Here is an 18,916-nt window from a genome sequence, read left to right as displayed (position 1 = left end):
TGAATCGAGACGGAAGGATTAAGAGCTGATAAAAGCTTTTTTATAAATTCATTTAAAACACTGAGATATTACACTATAAAAAATTGTGTCATATCTATCTGGATAAAACAAAGGCTGCCCCTAATTTAGCGACAGCCTCTGTTTAAGAATAGTTAAGAATTATTTTACATCCCAGAAAAGTCTCACGTCTAGATCATCTCTGCCAATGGCAGCCGCCGCAGCAGTATAGCTTTCTCCATTTGATGTTTGTTCTGCAACTGGGTATGAATATCGCAAAGGAAAGGGACCTCCAGGATTTGGTGGTGTATTGAATATCGGATAGTCAAATCTTCTATAATCCCCCCAAGCTTCAAAGCCTCGATTGAACATTGCAATATATTTTTGACGAGCTATTTTTTGAATAGCTGTTCCTCCGATAGCAGTGGAGTAAGCGACATCTGAATCAGCTATATAGAGATTAGCGGCTGCCGAGGCAACTCCCCAATAATCCATGGAAGCACGAATTCCCTTTTCGTAATGCTCGGCAACAGTTCCGCTAACTGAAAATCCTTTTGCAAGTGCCTCAGCCAAAAGAAACTCAACTTCAGCATAATCAATAATAATTCCTGGCCATGTTGGTGAAGTTACTTTACTTCCCGCTTTGGAAAAATTCACATAAGCGTTACTGGTACCATATGTTCCTCCCGAATATCCACCGTAGTTATCAAGGGTGTAATATTCTGGAATTCGAGGGTCATCCACTGCAGGAGCTTCCATAATATCCATCATAGTATTTGACGCAACGTAATCCTCACGACCACTTTGAATCAATCCTACCCAAATTGGATTAGTGTTTGGAGTTGTTTCCAAATACTGTAACTGAGCTACTTCACTGTTTGAAGTGATAAGGTCTGCCATGTCAATACTTTCTACCACACTCTTAGCTAAGCTAGGATTGGAATCGGATATTATCATTCCCATTCTTAATTTCAGTGAATTCGCAAATTTTACCCAGAGAGTAATATCATCTCCAAATAGCAAATCCGATTCTCCAAAACCCAAGTCTCCTCCATTGTCAGCATTTGGATCTAGATTAGCTATGGCGGCATCCAGTCTATTCAACAAATCAGAATACACCTCTTCGCCATCATCGTACTCCGGTGTAAGGTTCTCAGGATCCAATGCTTCAGATTTCAAACCGGTATTAAGTGCTCCAGAATACGGAATGTCTCCAAATGTTGTCACCAACAACGAATAGGTATATATTTCCATGATCTCCACTTGTGCCAATTTATTTTTATCAACTCCTTCATAAAAGGAAGGGTTTTCAAGCAAAATCTTCTTTGATTCCTTTAAGTCATTCAATACCGATTGGTACAAAGTTGACCAAAACCCACTTCCTACATCAGTCAAAGTATAATTACTAGTTGTGAAGTAGGTCGTCTCGGCATATTGCTGTGCCCATATTTTAAAACTCATCCCGTAGGTCACCGCGTCAACTACATTTCTCGAGGCGTTTGCAAAAAATGGACCTTCCGGAACTAACCCAGATTGATAAGCTTTCGGATTTACGTTTAATGATGTAATATCATCGACACATGCTGTTGCCAAAATAACGGACGCAGCAAGTATTGTCCTTGAAATATATTTTTTCATTTTGATTGTCTTTAGAAAGTTGCTTTGATATTGAAACCGATATTTCTCACAGCTGGTAAACTTCCAACTTGGTAACCCTGATTGTTTCCTGCCCCTAAGTTATCTTCAGGATCTGCGTAAGGTAGATTCTTATGAATAATCCATAGGTTTCTTCCTACCGCGGAGAATTTCAAAGTTTTAATGGCCTTCCAGTTTTCAATAATGCGAGGTGGTATTGAATAAGAAATTAGTAATTCTCTCAGTTTGATATAGCTTGCATCATACACATAGGCAGCTGTAGGGTTAACCGTACCACCGTCCATAGGATAAGCATCCATTGCCAGTCTTACAGTATTTGGTGATCCATCAGCTTGCACTCCTTCCTTTAAAATACCGCCTCCTTCAGAAATTGGAAGTCTTATTGGGTTGCCCAACTCATTGGTTCCAACAGTCTCTGCATATAAACCTGTTGCTAGGCCATAGTACATATCTGCCGAATACACATCACCGCCCTGCTTCATGTCCAATAAGAAACTAAGCGCTATAGACTTGTAAGAGAATGTATTTTGAATACCTCCCGTCCAATCAGGATTGATGTTTCCTATTGGGTTGGAGGCTGTAGTTGATCTTTGATATCTGCCGTTTGGCAAAACAGTTTTCTGTCCGTTGGTATACACATAATCGTACCCATAGATAGTGCCGTAAACGCCGCCTAATGGTGCATTAAGTGATCCGCCCCCAGCCCTGAAGTTACCGAGAGGAAGGTTAGTGACATCTCCATAAAGTTCAGTGACCTCATTACGAATGCGTGTCCAGTTCAAATTAATATCCCACTTAAAGTTGGTGGCATCAATGGCTCTGGCACCTACAGTTACTTCCCATCCCTTGTTCTCTACCGAACCGGCATTTACATATTTAGATGAGTAGCCTGTAGCTGTAGATACAGTTACCGGAAGAATTTGGTTGATGGTAGATGAATGGAAATAATTAACATCCAAACTTAGTCTTGCATCAAAGAAGGTCAGCTCAGTCCCAATTTCATAACTCTTGGTTCGCTCAGGTTTCAGATTGCTGTTATTCTTAGTGCTAGGCATGGAGAAAAGAGGAACAGATCCAAAGCCTGTAGGCTTGTCGTAAAGATCAGCTAATGAGTTAAATGGAGCGTCGTTACCTACTTCTCCATAGTTAATTCTTAATTTTCCATAGGTGAAAAAGTCATTCTGTGGAATAAATTTAGAGAATACAAATCCACTGGAAACTCTAAAATAGTTGTAAGCATTTTCTCCGTCTGGAAGAGTAGATGAGACATCTCTTCTGAAAGCACCTGTCAAGAAAAGGTAATCCTGGTAACCCAATTCAACATCTGCAAAATAGCCATTAACCTGCTTGTCCGAGTAGGACTCTAACGGAGCCTCAATCATGCTTAAAGAATTAGATAGTGCATAGATGCCTGGTACTGTCAAGCCACCGTTGGTAACTGCACTGATACCAGAAATAGATGTCTTGCGGACATTTGATCCTAAAGCACCGGTGAGTTTAAAATCATCAGACAATTCTTTGTTGACCGTAGCGAGAAGGTCATAGTTGTATTCACTAAAGGAAATATTTCTGCGAAGATATTCCCCCGGTTGGTAATTAATACTTCCTACCGCTGTTCGCTCTTCCTGAAGCTGGCTGTATGAATCCAAAGACACCCTACCCATTACATTTAGCCAATCTGTAATCTTATAATCAAGCTTTACATAGCCTAAATATCGAAGTCGATTATCGCTAACGAAATTCTGGTTTGCTGCAAAAAAGGGGTTGTCCCAATAGATCAATCCTGTTTCATTGGGCAATCCACTTGACCAGTTCCACGTAATGTTTTCTCCCGTTCTTTCGTAAGCTTCTCTCAATTCGTTGATATCTACGTTTACCTGATACCATTGTCTAAAACTGGAAAGGTTGTTATTTCCACCATAACCGGTAGCATATCTGCCTATAGCATCCTGTTCGGTGAAATTGATTGCAGCGGAAGCGGTCAAGTTTTTAGCCACTTCATAGGAAGCGCTGAAGTTCAGAAAGTTTTTATTCAGTGAGCTATTCGGCTGAACCCCAGTTTCATCTGTTCTGGTGTAGCCCAGTTTGAATTGTCCTTTATCGGAACCTCCATCGATCACTATGCTGTTGCTATATACATATCCAGTCTTGAAATAATCTGATGGATCTGAGGGTGCTGCGACCCATGGAGTTTTTTTCAAATAATTAGGGCTGGTAGGATCACCAAAAGCATTCCACTGGTAAACCAAAAGATTTGGGTCAAATGGTCCTCCGACAGATGCATCTTCATAAGTAGGAACAATAGGGTCCAAAATTCCATCACCATCCACGTCGGCCATATCAAAGTAGCCATCTTCCGTAGGTCCATAGTATTTTCCATAGCCTCCACCGTATTGATTCTGGTATTTAGGCATAGTGGATTTATCGATAGTCGACATGGTAACCCCAGTATTAATGGTCACGCCTATTCCATTTCTTCTGCCTTTTTTAGTGGTGATCATTACCACACCATTAGCCGCTCTCGAACCATAAAGTGCAGTTGCCGCTGGACCTTTCAAAATAGTAGTTGACTCGATATCATCGGGGTTAATATCTGCTCCCACGTTTCCGTAGTCAACTCCCGCATAGCCATTATTAACACCTCCTGCATTGTGAGTGGTGTTGTCGATTGGAACACCATCGATCACAAATAAAGCTTGGTTGTTTCCAGTGAGTGATTTAAAACCTCGAATAATCACGTTCGTGGATCCACCCATACTGTTATTCTTCTGTATTTGGACCCCAGATACTTTTCCGGACAAGGAGTTCATCAAGTTGTTATCTCTCGCCTCACTAAGAGATTCACCACTTACTGATTGGGCAGCATACGAAAGTTCATTCTTGGTCTTTTCGATGCCCTGCGCTGTTACAATGATCTCAGATAAGCTGGTGACATCTTCGCCTAATGAGACGTTTACCACAGCTTGTTCACCTATGAGTTCTTCTATAGTCTCAAAACCGATAAAAGAAAACACGAGTGTCCCTCCGGAGGAGGGTACTGTTATATTGTATTCGCCATCCACGTCGGAGACAACACCGACTCCTGTGCCCTTTAGCACAACAGTCACACCAGGTATAGGACTTCCATCTTCGGTGGATGTGATCTTACCTGTTACGGTTCGATCTTGCGCTAACAATTGTGTGGCTACAAGAACGAACGAGAAAATGAGTAAAATTTTTCTCATTAGAATAAGGTTAAGGTTTGGAAATAGGATTTGGTTTTTTTTAAAACTTGGATAAAATTTAAACAAATTCGATTAAAAAAAATGTAACAATTGAATAAATTGGTTGAAAAATTTACACTGATCCGGTAAAAATTTTAAAAAATCAGAATTTATGGTTCTTTAATGCCTTAATGAAATAAATATATTTCATTAAGGCAGAATTATGTTTTCTTGATATAGGCACTACAGATGAAGTAGAGAACATTATCTGACCAGCTATTAAACTTTAAGAGGTGTATGACTTAAAATCTCGCTCCCATTTACAAAAGACTTTTCTAATTTTAGGCACGTAAATCTTGAACCTTACGTAAAGTGCAAAGCTTGATGAAATGAGAATCTTCGAGATAAAATGAATAAGCGTTTGCTTACCCTGAAACTGTATAGCAACTTTCTTGGATAGTCATTATTTGTTGCTTAAATAAAAAATTGCCAACTGGTGACTAGCGAGTATAACTTTCTGCTTTAATTTTTAAGCTATTTTGTTTCACTTATTTCAGTAATACAAATAACAAAAGTGAAAATAGTAATAGTACTCCTCCTATCAGATAGTTTATAATTGGATCCATTACTCTCATCTCTTTAGCGGAGATGGATTTTGAGCGTTCCGATATTATCAAAAACAAAGCAACGGAACATAAAATAAATAGTACAAAAATGATTATCGTGGCAACTGGATAATTTATGCCTCCTTCCTTTAATAGTCTTATCATATAGAGCCTTTAGCCAAAATGCAGGATTCGAATAAGCCTACTTTTGAGTACAGGTGATATACGAATGTTAGGTTCTATGTGGATTGACCTGTTTTTTTAATCAAAAAATCTTTAAATAAACGTGTTGACCTCTCAGTTCATCCTTGCCCACTTATTGTATTTATTCCGATATTCAATCGGAGTCAGGCCGGTGATTTTTTTGAAAGTGGTGCGAAATGCTTTGGTGTCTGAGTAGCCTACATCGAACATTACTTCAGTGATATTTTTCATTGTTGTTTCAAAGCTCCGTTTTGCTGCTTCCACTTTCACACGTTGAATGTATTCCAATACGGAGTTATTTGTCACTCGCTTAAATCTTCGCTCAAAACTTCTTCTTCCCACTGCTACCTCATCTGCAAGTACATCCACCGTGATTCTTTCTTCCAGTTTTTTTTCTATATACTCCTGAGCCTTTCTCACCGCCTCGTCCTGATGTGATTTTTGCCCTTTAAACATAGAAAAGGCGGTCTGACTATCCCTATCTATGTCTATAGCAAAATACTTCGCAATCAAAATTGCTATTTCCCGATCTGCATATTTCTCCACCAGATGCAATAATAAATTCCAATAAGAATTAGCCCCGCCACTGGAGTATAATCCATTTTCCTCTGTTACAATGGTGCCGTCCTGTACTTCCACATCAGGATAGAGGTCGCGGAATTGATTTGTAAATCCCCAGTGAGTTGAGCATTTTTTACCATCAAGAAGACCAGTGGCAGCCAAAAGAAATGCTCCAACGCAAAGCGAAGCAATCTCGGTTCCGGATTCATATTGAGCCTTAATCCATGGGATATAAGCCTCATTGGCCTGTACAGCAGCTTTCATATCTCCAAATAGTGCAGGAATCACCACCAAATCGGGTGGGCTGGCAGTAGCCAAAAGCCTGTCTGGAAATACAGAGTAACGTTTATCGTTTAATTTAACCTCTGGGCTCAGTCCTACTAGTTCTACATGAAAAAGTGGATCTCCTCCGGATTTGACCATAAATTCATTGACCGCTGAGAAACAATATTGCGGATCAGCTATCGCTTGCATAACAGATCGTTCCGGGACAATAATAGAGATGTTTTTCATGTGCTTACAGTTTATTTATTTTGCTACAGATACTGTCCCAAACTCACTTTGGGGATATCTCACATGGCAAATAATTAACTTAGTGTTGGACGTTAGAGTTATGCTCAATTTTATAACTTGAAGTTAATATTTCTTGTCGCATTCTGCCCATCATTTGTCAGAATTGAACAGGATGCATCAGGGCTGTACTTGGTAAATTTGTTAAGAAAATTTTTAATTATAAATCAAACAACCATGACAACTACTCAAAAAACCAAAATTACTGTTCAGACTATAGTAGATTCCCCGATAGAAGCAGTCTGGGATTATTTTACTCAGCCAAAGCACATCATGCATTGGAACAATGCTTCGCCAGATTGGCATACTCCAAGAGCTGAAAATGACCTACAGCCAGGCGGTAATTTTACTTCCAGAATGGAAGCCAAAGACGGAAGCATGGGATTTGACTTCGGTGGTGTGTATCAGGAAGTGGAAATGCACTCATTTTATTCCTACATATTGGATGATGGAAGATATGTGAAAGTATCTTTTAAGGAAGTTTCAGGCGGAGTAGAGGTGTCCGAAACTTTTGATGCTGAGATGGAAAATCCGGTAGAAATGCAAAAGGAGGGATGGCAGGCTATTTTGGATAATTTCAAAACCTATGCTGAGTCAGAAGCAAAATTGGTGAGATTGCATTTTGAAATACTTATCAAAAATACACCTGCTGAAGTATATCGCACCATGTTGGAAAAGCCGACTTATGAAGAATGGACAGAGGCTTTTTCACCAGGATCAACTTACCTTGGTTCTTGGGAAGTAGGAAGTAAGATCTTCTTTGTAGCGCAAGGGGAGGAAGGGAGTCAAAATGGCATTGTAAGTAAAATTTTTAAAAATGAGCCCAATGTACATGTTGATGTTGAGCATCTTGGAGTATTGGAAAATGGAGTTGAAATCCTGGAAGGTAAAGAAGTAGAAATGTGGAAAGGAGCCCATGAGAAATATACTTTTGAGGAAAAAGGGGCAGATACCTTACTATTGGTTGACCTGGATTCCACAATGGAATTCGACGAATATTTTACCGATGCTTGGCCAAAAGCTTTGGATAAGCTTAAAAAGATCTGTGAAAATTGAGTAAGAGTAATACCACTAGCCAAAAGTTAAATGTGAGTGATTCAGCACACATTTCAATTGAGTTTAAGATAGGCTAACTTTATATAAATTTGAATTTGTGAAATATAGCTTTCCTGAGGCAGACAGGCATGTTAGAAACCACATAAAAGTGCGGTAATCCATTTTGCGAGATTCCGTATGACGAATAAATTAAAACTAATAAAACATGGATGTGAAAAATGTAGACATAACAACTAATCCAATCTACCCATGCTTGTGGTTTGATGGGAACGCCAAAGAAGCAGCAACGTTTTACTGCTCCGTGTTTTCAGATTCATCTATACAAGATGAAAATCCGATGGTTGTGACCTTTAAGTCTGCTGACCAAAAATTCATGTGTCTTAATGGTGGACCGGAATTCAAATTCACTCCTGCAATTTCCTTTTATACTATTATTCCCGATGAAGGCAAAATACAGGAAACATGGGATAAGCTTATTGAAAATGGACGAGCCTTGATGCCAATGGACTCATATCCCTGGAGCCAAAAATATGGATGGCTGCAGGATAAGTTTGGGGTGACATGGCAACTCACTATTGACCAGCCGGAATATTCAAATCAAAAATTTATTCCGGCATTGATGTTTTCCGGTACTAATTTTGGAAAAGCTGAAGAGGCAATTGACTTTTACTCCGACATTTTTGGTAATTCCGAAACCAAGCTCATCTCAAAGTATCCTGAAGATGATCCCAATGGTCAAGATGGGACGATCAATCATGCGCAGTTTGCTTTGAATGGAAAATTATTTGCCGCAATGGACAGCGCAATCGTTCACAATTTTGATTTTAACGAAGCACTTTCATTTGTTGTAGAATGCAGAGATCAAGAACAGATTGATTATTTCTGGGAAAAGCTATTGGAAGATGGCGGGAAAGAAAGTCAGTGTGGCTGGCTAAAGGATAAATTTGGTGTCTCCTGGCAAATTGTGCCAGAAATTCTCCCAAAATTAATGTCTGATCCTGAGCGCTCCCAGAGAGTGGTAAAGGCTTTTATGAAAATGAAAAAGTTTGATATAGAAGAACTTAAAAATGCATGATTTATCTTAGGTCAATAACTTCTATCCCTGGATATTGCTTTGCGTCAAAGACAAAGTAGGAAGATGGAAGATCGGCGTCTAATTTTAAATTCTTAAAGGTATAGGAAAACACTCCCCCTTGGCCATCAAACATTTCCCAGCCCAATAAATTTGAGGTGCTCTTATCGATCATCAACTTAACTTGTTCGAATGGAGCATTGCTTTTCTCAGCGATCAATTCTACTACTTGAGCAGTTTTGCCTTGAAATTGCTTTTCTTCTATCAGTTTGTAGCTGTACCCGGATTCATACAATCTGTATATGTTTGAAGGTGTCAGCTCACCTTCCATCTGATCAGCATCATTGATAGTTACTTCTTTGTAATTATCAGATTGAATATAAGTCCAGACAGTTTTTCCATCATTGTAGATTTCCTGATCAGGAAGCTTGAGACGATATTGGTCTCCTTTTACTGCAATTTCACCTGTTTGACGGTCACCTGGCCCGGAAGCATCCTGAAAAGTGAAGTCAAAGTTTGCTGTAAAACCATTCATTGCCTGAAATTTCTGGCTCATAGCATCCAAAACAGTTTTTGCTTTTGGATCCTTTTGGGCAGAGGCTTCGAATGAGAATAAGAATGAAAGTAAAAGGGTATAAAGTAAGGCGATTTTTTTCATGTAATAGAGCTGTTTGAACTGGGTGAACAGCTTTTACAAACTGTTCAATAACCGTTCCAAACTAGCTTCATCCTGAATGAGTACTTCACGGGCTTTTGAGCCTTCAAATGCACCAACGATGCCCGCAGCTTCCAATTGATCGATGATTCTTCCTGCCCGGTTGTATCCGAGTTTAAGTTTCCTTTGAATTAAAGAAGTACTTCCTTGCTGATGCATTACCAGCAGTCTAGCGGCATCATTGAAAAGTGGATCCAGGTCAGAAAAATCCACATCACCTATCGAGTTATCGGAATCTTCACCTTCGAATTCCGGTAATAAATAGGCATCCGAATAGCCTTTTTGCTCACCAATCCAATCACAAATGGAATCCACCTCAGGCGTATCCAAAAATGCACATTGAATCCTTGTCATTTCTGAGCCATGGGAAAGCAGCATATCGCCCATTCCGATCAGTTGATCAGCGCCACCTGCATCAAGAATGGTTCTACTATCGATTTTGGAAGTTACCCGGAAAGAAAGCCTTGCTGGGAAGTTTGCTTTAATGATACCTGTGATCACATTTACCGATGGTCTTTGGGTAGCGACCACCAAGTGAATTCCAATAGCTCTTGCAAGCTGTGCAAGTCTTGCAATTGGGCCTTCGATTTCTTTGCCAGCGGTCATCATCAAGTCAGCCAACTCGTCAATCACCAGCACAATATAAGGCATGAACCTATGACCTTTATCGGGATTTAACTTACGGGCTATAAACTTAGCGTTGTATTCCTTTAAGTTTCTAGTACCCGCATCTTTTAATAAATTGTATCGATTGTCCATTTCGATACAGAGAGAGTTAAGGGTATAAATCACCTTTTTAGTATCAGTAATAATTGCTTCTTCAGCACCAGGAAGTTTTGCCAAAAAGTGTCTTTCTATCTTATTGAAAAGTGTTAATTCCACTTTTTTGGGATCGACTAGAACAAACTTCAATTGGGAAGGATGTTTTTTATAGATCAAGGAAGCCAGGATCATGTTCAGTCCTACGGACTTACCTTGACCAGTGGCACCAGCCATAAGTAAGTGAGGCATTTTCGCTAAATCTGCCACGAAGACTTCATTGGAAATAGTCTTACCCAGAGCGATCGGAAGATCCTTATCTGAGCGCATAAATTTTTCTGTACCTAAAACTGCTCGAGCCGGAACTAATTCCCTGTTCTTGTTAGGTACTTCAATACCTATGGTGCCTTTGCCTGGGATCGGAGCAATAATTCTAATACCAAGAGCAGCCAAACTCAATGCTATATCATCTTCCAAATTTTTGATTTTGGAAATTTTCACGCCAGGCTCAGGTACGATTTCATATAAAGTGACGGTCGGTCCAATCGTTGCTTTGATCTCCTGAATTCCGATTTTAAAGTTTTCAAGAGTTTCTACAATCTTGTTTTTATTATCCTCAAGTTCCTGTCTACTTACCGTTACTTTTTGAACATCGTATTCATTCAGCAAGTCTAGCGTTGGATATTTGTAATGTGGAAGATCTAATGTAGGGTCGTATGCATCCAGGTTCTCAACTTCCTCTGCTGTCTTTTCCTCGCCTGCTGGTTTTACTACTGAGAAGTTGTTTTCCTCAAGTAATTTCTCATGTTCACGTTCTACTACCGGATCCAAGATGTTCAGTTGAGGTACGTCAAAGACTATTTCATCTTTTTTCGACTTTGGATTTGACTCGGGCAAGAGCTCAATTGGGCCACCAGGTCTTTCATCCTTGATAGTCCACGAGCTACCATCATCATCTATTTCAATCTCATCATCATCTTCTTCGGGTTCCTCATCTTCTTTGAAAGGATTTTTCACAGTAATTGCGGATTCAGGATCTAATCCTTCTTCCTCCAAATCAGTAGATTTATTGCTAAACCAATCTAATTTGTCAATATCAAAGAAGAAAATCACAAAAATAAGCATGGATCCACCAAGTAAAATAAAGGTACCCCAGCTCAGGAAGTCTGCTGAAAGCTTAGCCAATTCATACCCAAAACCTCCCGATAGGAAACTCCAGTAAGAATAGCCTTGGATCAGGATAACTACATAGCCAGTAAGAAGACCTATCCAAAAGGTGAAGAAAAGTGCAAAGGTCGTATAGCGTGTGAGCGATACGAGCGAAACTTTGAAAGCCCACCTAAAACCCAACAAAAATAGAAATGGAGGGAATAAGAATGCGGCAACGCCAAACCAGCGATAAATCATCCAATTGCCGGCTTGAGCTCCTAGATACCCTAACCAATTAGTAGACTCGCGGGCTGTTTCACGAATCACGTCATTTGGATTATTCATCACCAAACTCTGATCTGCAGGGCCATTCAGAAGATAGCTGATAAAAGCTATCATAAGAAAGATAGCAACTGACATCAGCAAAATCCCGAATGTCAGGACTAGCTTCGCAGAATTAAACTTGCCAAAAGAAAAGCTTGGAGCCTTTATTCCTGCTCCTTTCTTTTTTTGGGGGTCTGCTTTTTTTCTGAAAGTATTGGTCCTAGGTGAATTGGTGGCCATGTATTCGATTCAAATCCGATTTAAGTTAAGATTAATGGAATTAGATTGACAAATTACTGGGAAAAATGAGCCAATAATCCTTTTTTAATCCTTTTGATCAAGCCAGGTCCCTCATAAATCATGCCCGAGTAGACCTGGATCAAGCTGGCGCCAGCTTCGAGTTTTTCTATCGCATCTTCTGCGGAAAATATTCCGCCGACCCCTATGATTGGAAAGGCCTTGTTAGACTTTTCCGCAAGGTAGCGAATGACTTCTGTACTTCTTTTTGCTAAAACTTTTCCACTTACTCCTCCAGCACCTATGGCTCGGACTTCAGCTTCTGAGGTGCTCAATTGTGAACGATCAATTGTAGTATTGGTCGCTATTACACCATCTATTTTGGTCTCCTGCACAATCTCAATAATATCATCCAACTGGCCATCAGTGAGATCGGGGGCTATTTTGAGCAGAATAGGCTTTGGCTTCGCTTTAAGATCATTTGCATTTTTTACTGCTTGCAGCAAAGCTTTTAGTGGTTCTTTTTCCTGAAGGTCTCGAAGGTTGGGTGTATTTGGCGAGCTTACATTTACTACGAAATAATCCACATGGTCATGTAAAGCTTCCAGACAAATCAAGTAATCGTCAACCGCATTTTCGTTTGGAGTGACTTTGTTTTTGCCAATATTTCCGCCCACCAGCACAGTCGACATGCGCTTTTTCAATCGTTTAACTGCCTCCTCAACACCTCCATTGTTGAAGCCCATGCGATTGATCAGCGATTCGTCCTGCGGAAGTCTGAAAAGTCGCGGTTGTGGGTTTCCTTCTTGAGGTTTGGGGGTTAATGTTCCGATTTCAATAAATCCAAAACCAAGCATTGCCATTTCATCGATGACCTTAGCGTCCTTGTCAAAACCAGCGGCTAGCCCCACTGGATTTTTGAATTTCAAACCAAAAACCTCACGTTCTAATTTCTTGTCTTCCAGATGAAATGTCGATCCAATTATCGATCCTAATACTGGAAGATTAAAAGTGAGACGGGTCAGATCAACAGTGAAATGATGGGCATCTTCAGGTTTTTTAAGGAAAAATAGCGGCTTGAGTAGGGATTTATACACGGGTACTTGGATTGCGTTGGTGGGGCAAAGATATCGTTTTATAAAATTTGACGATTGGAAATGTAGAATCAATTTATTGTCGATACAAAGTTCGGAGAGATTGAGGCAGTTAAGTTTCGGCGATGATCGTTCGGTTGAAACGAACGGTGGCGGAATCGTAGTCACTTTGAGCATTTGACAAGCGAGGGTCTCGAAATCTAAAGAACCTCAACTTCGCTACCAATGAATGATTTTGATTTTCACCACAATTAGTGTTTAAAGGAACTTTGAAAGCGCCTTTGACTTCGCTCAGGCTGAAACCGTAATCTTTGTTTTATAAATTCTAAATTTTTCTTGCCCGAACTGAACAAATTACGTTTTCTCAAATCAATTTTTCATTTTATCAAAAACGTAAAAGCTCGGATTTGCCTTTTTGATATTTTCCTTAAATGAAAAAAGGCTACTGGAATATTCCAATAGCCTTTTCAATGGTAAAACTTTAATTAATTATCTCTCAGTTCTTGTGTTAGTACCATCAACACGAATCTTATTTTCTCTATTCGCAACATCCCAAGCAGTATAGAAAATCAATCTCGCTCTCTTTTCCATAAGAGGAAATTCGATTTTGTCTACGGTATCTGTCACTTGGTGATAATCGTCATGAACACCATTGAAGAAAAATGCTACAGGAATATTATGCTTCGCAAAGTTGTAATGATCTGATCTGTAGTAGAATCTGTTAGGATCGTCCTCAGCATCATATCTATAATCAAGGATCAAATCAGAATAAGTAATGTTATTGTATTCCAGAATTTTTTTCAAATCTGTTGAAAGCATTTCAGAACCGATCACATAGACGAAATCTGTGTTCTCAGCATCTTGGTACTCATAGTCAATCCTACCTACCATATCAATGTTGAAGTCTACGACTGTATTTTCCAAAGGAAAGATGGGGTTTTCAGAATAATACTCAGATCCCAAAAGTCCTTTTTCTTCGCCTGTTACATTTAGGAAAAGTATTGATCTTCTTGGTTTGATGCCGTCTTTCGCTGCTGTAGCAAATGCTTCAGCAATTTCTGTCACAGATACTGTACCTGATCCATCGTCATCAGCTCCGTTGAATACTTCTCCAGTGCTGCTTACACCTACGTGATCATAGTGAGAAGAAATTACTACCAATTCGTCTTTCTTGTCAGTTCCTTCCAGGTAGCCCATTATGTTAGAGCTTTCTACTTCTTCCACTTTCTTCTCGATTTGGTAAGAAGCTTTTTGGGATTTGATAGACTCAGGATTTGCTTTTGCAGCTTCTTTCAGTTCCTCTACCGGAGTGCCGAACAATTCTGCCATTTTATCAGAGCTTACCATGAATACAGGATTTTGCTCAACGGGCTTTGCAAAGCCAATTCTTCCTTTACCTGCCAAGCTTTGGTAACGACCCGCAATTCTATCAAAATTTGCCTGACCTTCCATACTGACAATCACGATACCAGCAGCTCCAGCGTCCATTACTTTAGTCAAAAGATCATTTGATCTCACTCCCACTGCCCAAATACCTACTAATTTGCCTTTGACATCAACTTTAGCTAGGTTTTCGTCAGACACCAATCCTAGGAAAACAAGATCAGTTTTAGCTGCTTTCTTCATGTCTCCATCACCGATGAATACAAAATCTTTATTATTCTCCAGCTTGGTCTTTCCTACTTTCAGGGTGACGTCTCCAAAAGTAGCACTAACTAATTCTACTGGCTGGAGGTAACTTCCGCTTACTGGACCGGCTAATCCAATTTTTTTGTAGAAATCTGCAAGGTAATTGGCGGCTACTTTTTGTTCCTCAGACCCTGTGTCTCTACCTTTCATTTCGTCAGAGGCAAGGTAGGTAAGACGTTCTTTCAGATCTCCGGCGGTAATTGTGTTGGCATATTTTACCGGGGCAGGCTGCTGTGCCAACGACGGAAGTACTATACCTAAGGCAATAGCACCCGTCAATAACAGACTTTTATTCATGTGTTTATAAGTTGGATTTTTTGATTTCAAATAGAAATTTCCTTGAATTCACTTCGATCAAACGCCAAGTAATTAAAGGTCTGATTTCAATCTATTTGCATTTCTGGCGCTAAACTAGAGAAATTTTCTACCCTTCAATAAACCATTTATATATTTTGACATAACTCAAGGGAAATAATAGGAGGCATGAAAGCATTATCTTTCAATAAATTGTACCTTTGCACCTTGAAAAATCAGCAGATTTCAAACCCAAATAGAGTTAATCGTCTTAACGTTCTTATATGAAGATCAATCTTTCTAATGCTGTCAAGTTTGAGAGCAGACACAATGGCCCGACAGATGCAGAGATCTCAGCGATGCTGGAGAAAATCGGAGCTTCAACTTTAGAGGAATTAATCAACCAAACCGTACCTAAGTCTATCCAACTGGAGCGCCCACTGGATCTTCCGGCTGCGAAGTTGGAATCGGAGTTTTTGAAGGATTTCAAAAAACTTGCTTCTAAAAACAAAGTATTTAAGTCATTCATAGGCTTGGGATACTACGACACTTTAGTACCTGGAGTGATTTTGAGAAACGTACTCGAAAATCCAGGATGGTACACTGCTTACACTCCTTATCAGGCAGAAATCGCGCAAGGCCGATTAGAAGCTTTGATCAATTTCCAGACTGTAATCATGGAATTGACAGGAATGGAGCTTGCCAATGCATCGCTACTAGACGAAGGAACTGCTGCAGCTGAAGCGATGAATTTGCTTTTTGCGGTGAAACCAAGAGAGAAAAAGAATGCTGTAAAATTCTTCGTTGACGAGAAAGTTTTCCCTCAGACCAAGGCTGTTCTTGAAACTAGAGCTGAGCCGGTAGGAATTGAGTTGGTTTTCGGATCAATTGATTCTTTGGACTTGACGGATGAGAATTTGTTTGGAGTATTGTTCCAATATCCAGATGCTGACGGTGAAGTGCGTGATTACTCAGCCATCGTCGCTGCTGCCAAAGAAAATAATGTGACTACAGCATTTGCTGCTGACCTTTTAGCTTTAACCCTTTTGACTGCTCCTGGTGAAATGGGTGCTGATGTAGTTGTTGGATCTTCCCAAAGATTCGGCGTTCCTATGGGTTATGGCGGACCACATGCCGGTTTCTTCGCTACGAAAGAAGCTTACAAGCGTCAGATTCCTGGTAGAATCATCGGTGTTTCTCAGGATCGTGAAGGAAACAAGGCTTACAGAATGGCTTTGCAAACACGTGAGCAACATATTAAGAGAGAAAAAGCAACTTCAAATATTTGTACAGCACAGGTTCTTTTGGCTGTAATGGCTAGCTTTTATGCAGTCTACCACGGACCAAAAGGTCTTAAAAATATTGCGCTTAGAACGCATGGACTTGCTAAACTTACTGCAAAAGCGCTAGAACAACTAAGTTACGAGGTTTCTTCCAAGAGTTATTTTGATACGATCAAGATTTCTATCGAGACTAAGGCACTTAATGCAATTCAATCTTTAGCACTTTCTGCGGAAATGAATTTCCGTTACGATTACGATACTGTGTTCTTGACTTTTGATGAGGCTAAGACATTGGAAGATATCGCTGCAGTTGTTGAGGTTTTTGCGAAAGCAAAAGGAGTAGAGGCTCCAGATCTTTCTGCTCTTGCATCTGATATTCAATTTGAATTGCCAGAAGGATTGGTTAGGACTTCAGAGTACTTGACTCATCCAGCTTTCAATAATTTCCAAAGTGAGCATGAGATGCTTCGCTATATCAAGCGTCTTGAGAACAAAGATTTGTCATTGGTACACTCCATGATTTCTTTGGGTTCATGTACGATGAAGCTGAATGCGACAGCAGAAATGATTCCTGTGACTTGGCCTGAGTTCGGTCAAATGCACCCATTTGCTCCAACCGATCAGACAGCAGGATACCAAGAGCTATTTGCAAACTTGAGACACTGGCTAAATGAAATCACAGGTTTTGCAGATACTTCACTTCAGCCAAATTCTGGTGCGCAAGGTGAGTTTGCTGGCCTTATGGTGATTCGTGCATATCACTTGAGCAGAGGCGACAATCATAGAAATGTGGCATTGATCCCAACATCTGCTCACGGTACAAACCCTGCTTCCGCTGTAATGGCAGGAATGAAAGTGGTTTTGGTGAAATGCGATGAGAAAGGAAATATAGATATCGATGACCTAAGAACTAAAGCAACAGCTCACTCAAATGAATTGTCTGCTCTTTTGGTTACTTACCCATCTACACACGGAGTATTCGAAGTAGCTATCCAGGAAATCTGCCAGATCATCCACGAAAATGGTGGACAGGTTTACATGGATGGAGCAAATATGAACGCTCAGGTTGGTTTGACTAGCCCAGGTAGAATTGGTGCTGACGTTTGTCACCTTAACCTTCACAAAACCTTCTGTATCCCTCACGGTGGTGGTGGACCTGGCATGGGCCCGATTTGCGTAGCAAGTCATTTGGCGCCATTCCTTCCAGGTAATCCTATCGTAAAAGCAGGTGGTGAGCAAGCTGTTTCTTCTATTTCAGCAGCACCTTATGGTAGTGCTAGTATCTTACCAATCTCTTACGCTTACATCGCAATGATGGGCGGAGATGGCTTGAAAAATGCTACCACAATGGCAATCCTAAATGCGAACTACATCAAAGAAAGATTGAAAGATCATTTCCCTATTCTTTACACAGGTACTCAGGGAAGAGCTGCTCACGAGATGATCGTGGATTGCAGATCTTTCAAAGAAGTAGGTGTAGAAGTAGAAGATATTGCGAAGCGTTTGATGGATTATGGCTACCATGCACCAACGGTTTCCTTCCCGGTTGCTGGTACCTTGATGATCGAGCCTACGGAATCTGAGACTAAAGCTGAGCTTGATAAATTCTGTGATGCTTTGCTTTCTATCCGTGCTGAGATTCAAGAGATCGAAGATGGAAAAGCTGATAAAGTAGAGAACGTATTGAAAAATGCACCGCACACAGCGACTATGGTATTGTCAGATGACTGGAACTTACCTTATACTAGAGAGAAAGCAGTTTATCCTCTGGAATATGTGAAAGCGAATAAATTCTGGCCAAGTGTGCGTAGAATTGATTCTGCATTTGGTGACAGAAACTTGATCTGTAGCTGTATTCCAGTAGAAGATTATGCAAGCGAAGAAGCTTAATCTAGCTTGTAGATAGATATAAAAAAGGCTGCCAATTGGCAGCCTTTTTTGGTTTTAACGCTGAGTATAAGTTACAGTTATTAACTGTCAGGCTGAGTGAAGTCGAAACCTATTTTAAATTCTTTATGCAGTTGGTTCAAGTCTTCAGACTTGGACCTTTTAAACTATTATTATAAAGGAATCTCATCCTCTTTAGAAAGCTGGATTTCCAAACCTCCAATTTTAGAAGCTACAAAATTGTAAATAACTGCGCCTAATGCTCCAACCACAAAACCTATGATTCCATACATTATTGGAAAAACTATGGGCATAATAAGTCCAATTGCACCCAAATTCATTGAGGATCCAAGTATGCCAGAAAATGCAGATAGGAATATTGCGTAAAAAATACCGATAACAAATCCTAAAGCGCCTAAGGTCAGTCCATAGATTTTTGCTGCCGAAGAAACTCCAATTTTTTTAATTTTCACCATTTGGCTAAAAGTTAAGTGTTGATTATACTCCTCAAAATATTAAAAAATTAGGCATAAAAAAAGCACTTTAAAAAGAGTGCACCCT

The 18,916-nt window shown here is 40.0% G+C and carries 11 protein-coding genes; 3 read left to right on the top strand and 8 right to left on the bottom strand.

Annotated features, from left to right (window positions below):
- Positions 1 to 159 precede the first annotated feature (159 nt).
- From AACZ73_RS01365 to AACZ73_RS01355, 3 genes are all read right to left on the bottom strand, one after another.
- Positions 160 to 1,635, bottom strand: coding sequence for a SusD/RagB family nutrient-binding outer membrane lipoprotein (locus AACZ73_RS01365; RefSeq protein ID WP_339874734.1), 1,476 nt, complete (start codon positions 1,633 to 1,635; stop codon positions 160 to 162).
- 11 nt (positions 1,636 to 1,646) lie between these two features.
- Complete coding sequence (locus AACZ73_RS01360) at positions 1,647 to 4,877, bottom strand: SusC/RagA family TonB-linked outer membrane protein (RefSeq protein ID WP_339874732.1); 3,231 nt, start codon at positions 4,875 to 4,877, stop codon at positions 1,647 to 1,649.
- An 881-nt stretch (positions 4,878 to 5,758) separates the two neighbouring features.
- The gene (locus AACZ73_RS01355; RefSeq protein ID WP_339874730.1) at positions 5,759 to 6,739 is read right to left on the bottom strand and encodes a helix-turn-helix domain-containing protein; all 981 of its coding nucleotides are present in this window, start codon (positions 6,737 to 6,739) and stop codon (positions 5,759 to 5,761) included.
- A 234-nt stretch (positions 6,740 to 6,973) separates the two neighbouring features.
- Here AACZ73_RS01355 and AACZ73_RS01350 point away from each other — a divergent pair, with 234 nt between their 5' ends.
- Positions 6,974 to 7,852 (top strand): SRPBCC domain-containing protein, encoded by an 879-nt coding sequence (locus tag AACZ73_RS01350; protein WP_339874728.1) that lies wholly within the window; start codon positions 6,974 to 6,976, stop codon positions 7,850 to 7,852.
- A gap of 205 nt (positions 7,853 to 8,057) precedes the next feature.
- The gene (locus tag AACZ73_RS01345; protein ID WP_339874726.1) at positions 8,058 to 8,927 is read left to right on the top strand and encodes a VOC family protein; all 870 of its coding nucleotides are present in this window, start codon (positions 8,058 to 8,060) and stop codon (positions 8,925 to 8,927) included.
- A gap of 1 nt (position 8,928) precedes the next feature.
- On the opposite strand, the gene AACZ73_RS01340 is transcribed toward AACZ73_RS01345, so the two are convergent.
- The 4 genes from AACZ73_RS01340 to AACZ73_RS01325 all read right to left on the bottom strand — a co-directional run bounded on the left by AACZ73_RS01340 (position 8,929) and on the right by AACZ73_RS01325 (position 15,188).
- A complete protein-coding gene (locus tag AACZ73_RS01340) occupies positions 8,929 to 9,582 on the bottom strand; it encodes an outer membrane lipoprotein carrier protein LolA (RefSeq protein ID WP_339874724.1) in 654 nt (217 codons plus the stop codon).
- A gap of 33 nt (positions 9,583 to 9,615) precedes the next feature.
- Positions 9,616 to 12,111 (bottom strand): DNA translocase FtsK 4TM domain-containing protein, encoded by a 2,496-nt coding sequence (locus AACZ73_RS01335; protein WP_339874722.1) that lies wholly within the window; start codon positions 12,109 to 12,111, stop codon positions 9,616 to 9,618.
- Between the two features lie 53 nt (positions 12,112 to 12,164).
- Positions 12,165 to 13,205 (bottom strand): quinone-dependent dihydroorotate dehydrogenase, encoded by a 1,041-nt coding sequence (locus AACZ73_RS01330; protein ID WP_339874720.1) that lies wholly within the window; start codon positions 13,203 to 13,205, stop codon positions 12,165 to 12,167.
- A gap of 486 nt (positions 13,206 to 13,691) precedes the next feature.
- A complete protein-coding gene (locus AACZ73_RS01325; RefSeq protein ID WP_339874718.1) occupies positions 13,692 to 15,188 on the bottom strand; it encodes a M28 family peptidase in 1,497 nt (498 codons plus the stop codon).
- A gap of 281 nt (positions 15,189 to 15,469) precedes the next feature.
- Between AACZ73_RS01325 and gcvP the strand changes: the two genes are divergently transcribed.
- A complete protein-coding gene (gene gcvP, locus AACZ73_RS01320; protein ID WP_339874716.1) occupies positions 15,470 to 18,358 on the top strand; it encodes an aminomethyl-transferring glycine dehydrogenase in 2,889 nt (962 codons plus the stop codon).
- A 170-nt stretch (positions 18,359 to 18,528) separates the two neighbouring features.
- On the opposite strand, the gene AACZ73_RS01315 is transcribed toward gcvP, so the two are convergent.
- A complete protein-coding gene (locus AACZ73_RS01315) occupies positions 18,529 to 18,831 on the bottom strand; it encodes a hypothetical protein (RefSeq protein WP_339874714.1) in 303 nt (100 codons plus the stop codon).
- Positions 18,832 to 18,916 lie beyond the last annotated feature (85 nt).

The sequence above is a fragment of the uncultured Algoriphagus sp. genome (assembly GCF_963974835.1).
Taxonomy (GTDB): Bacteria; Bacteroidota; Bacteroidia; order Cytophagales; family Cyclobacteriaceae; genus Algoriphagus.
Note: the sequence above shows the minus strand (reverse complement) of the source record. Positions and strands in the feature narration are given on the sequence as shown.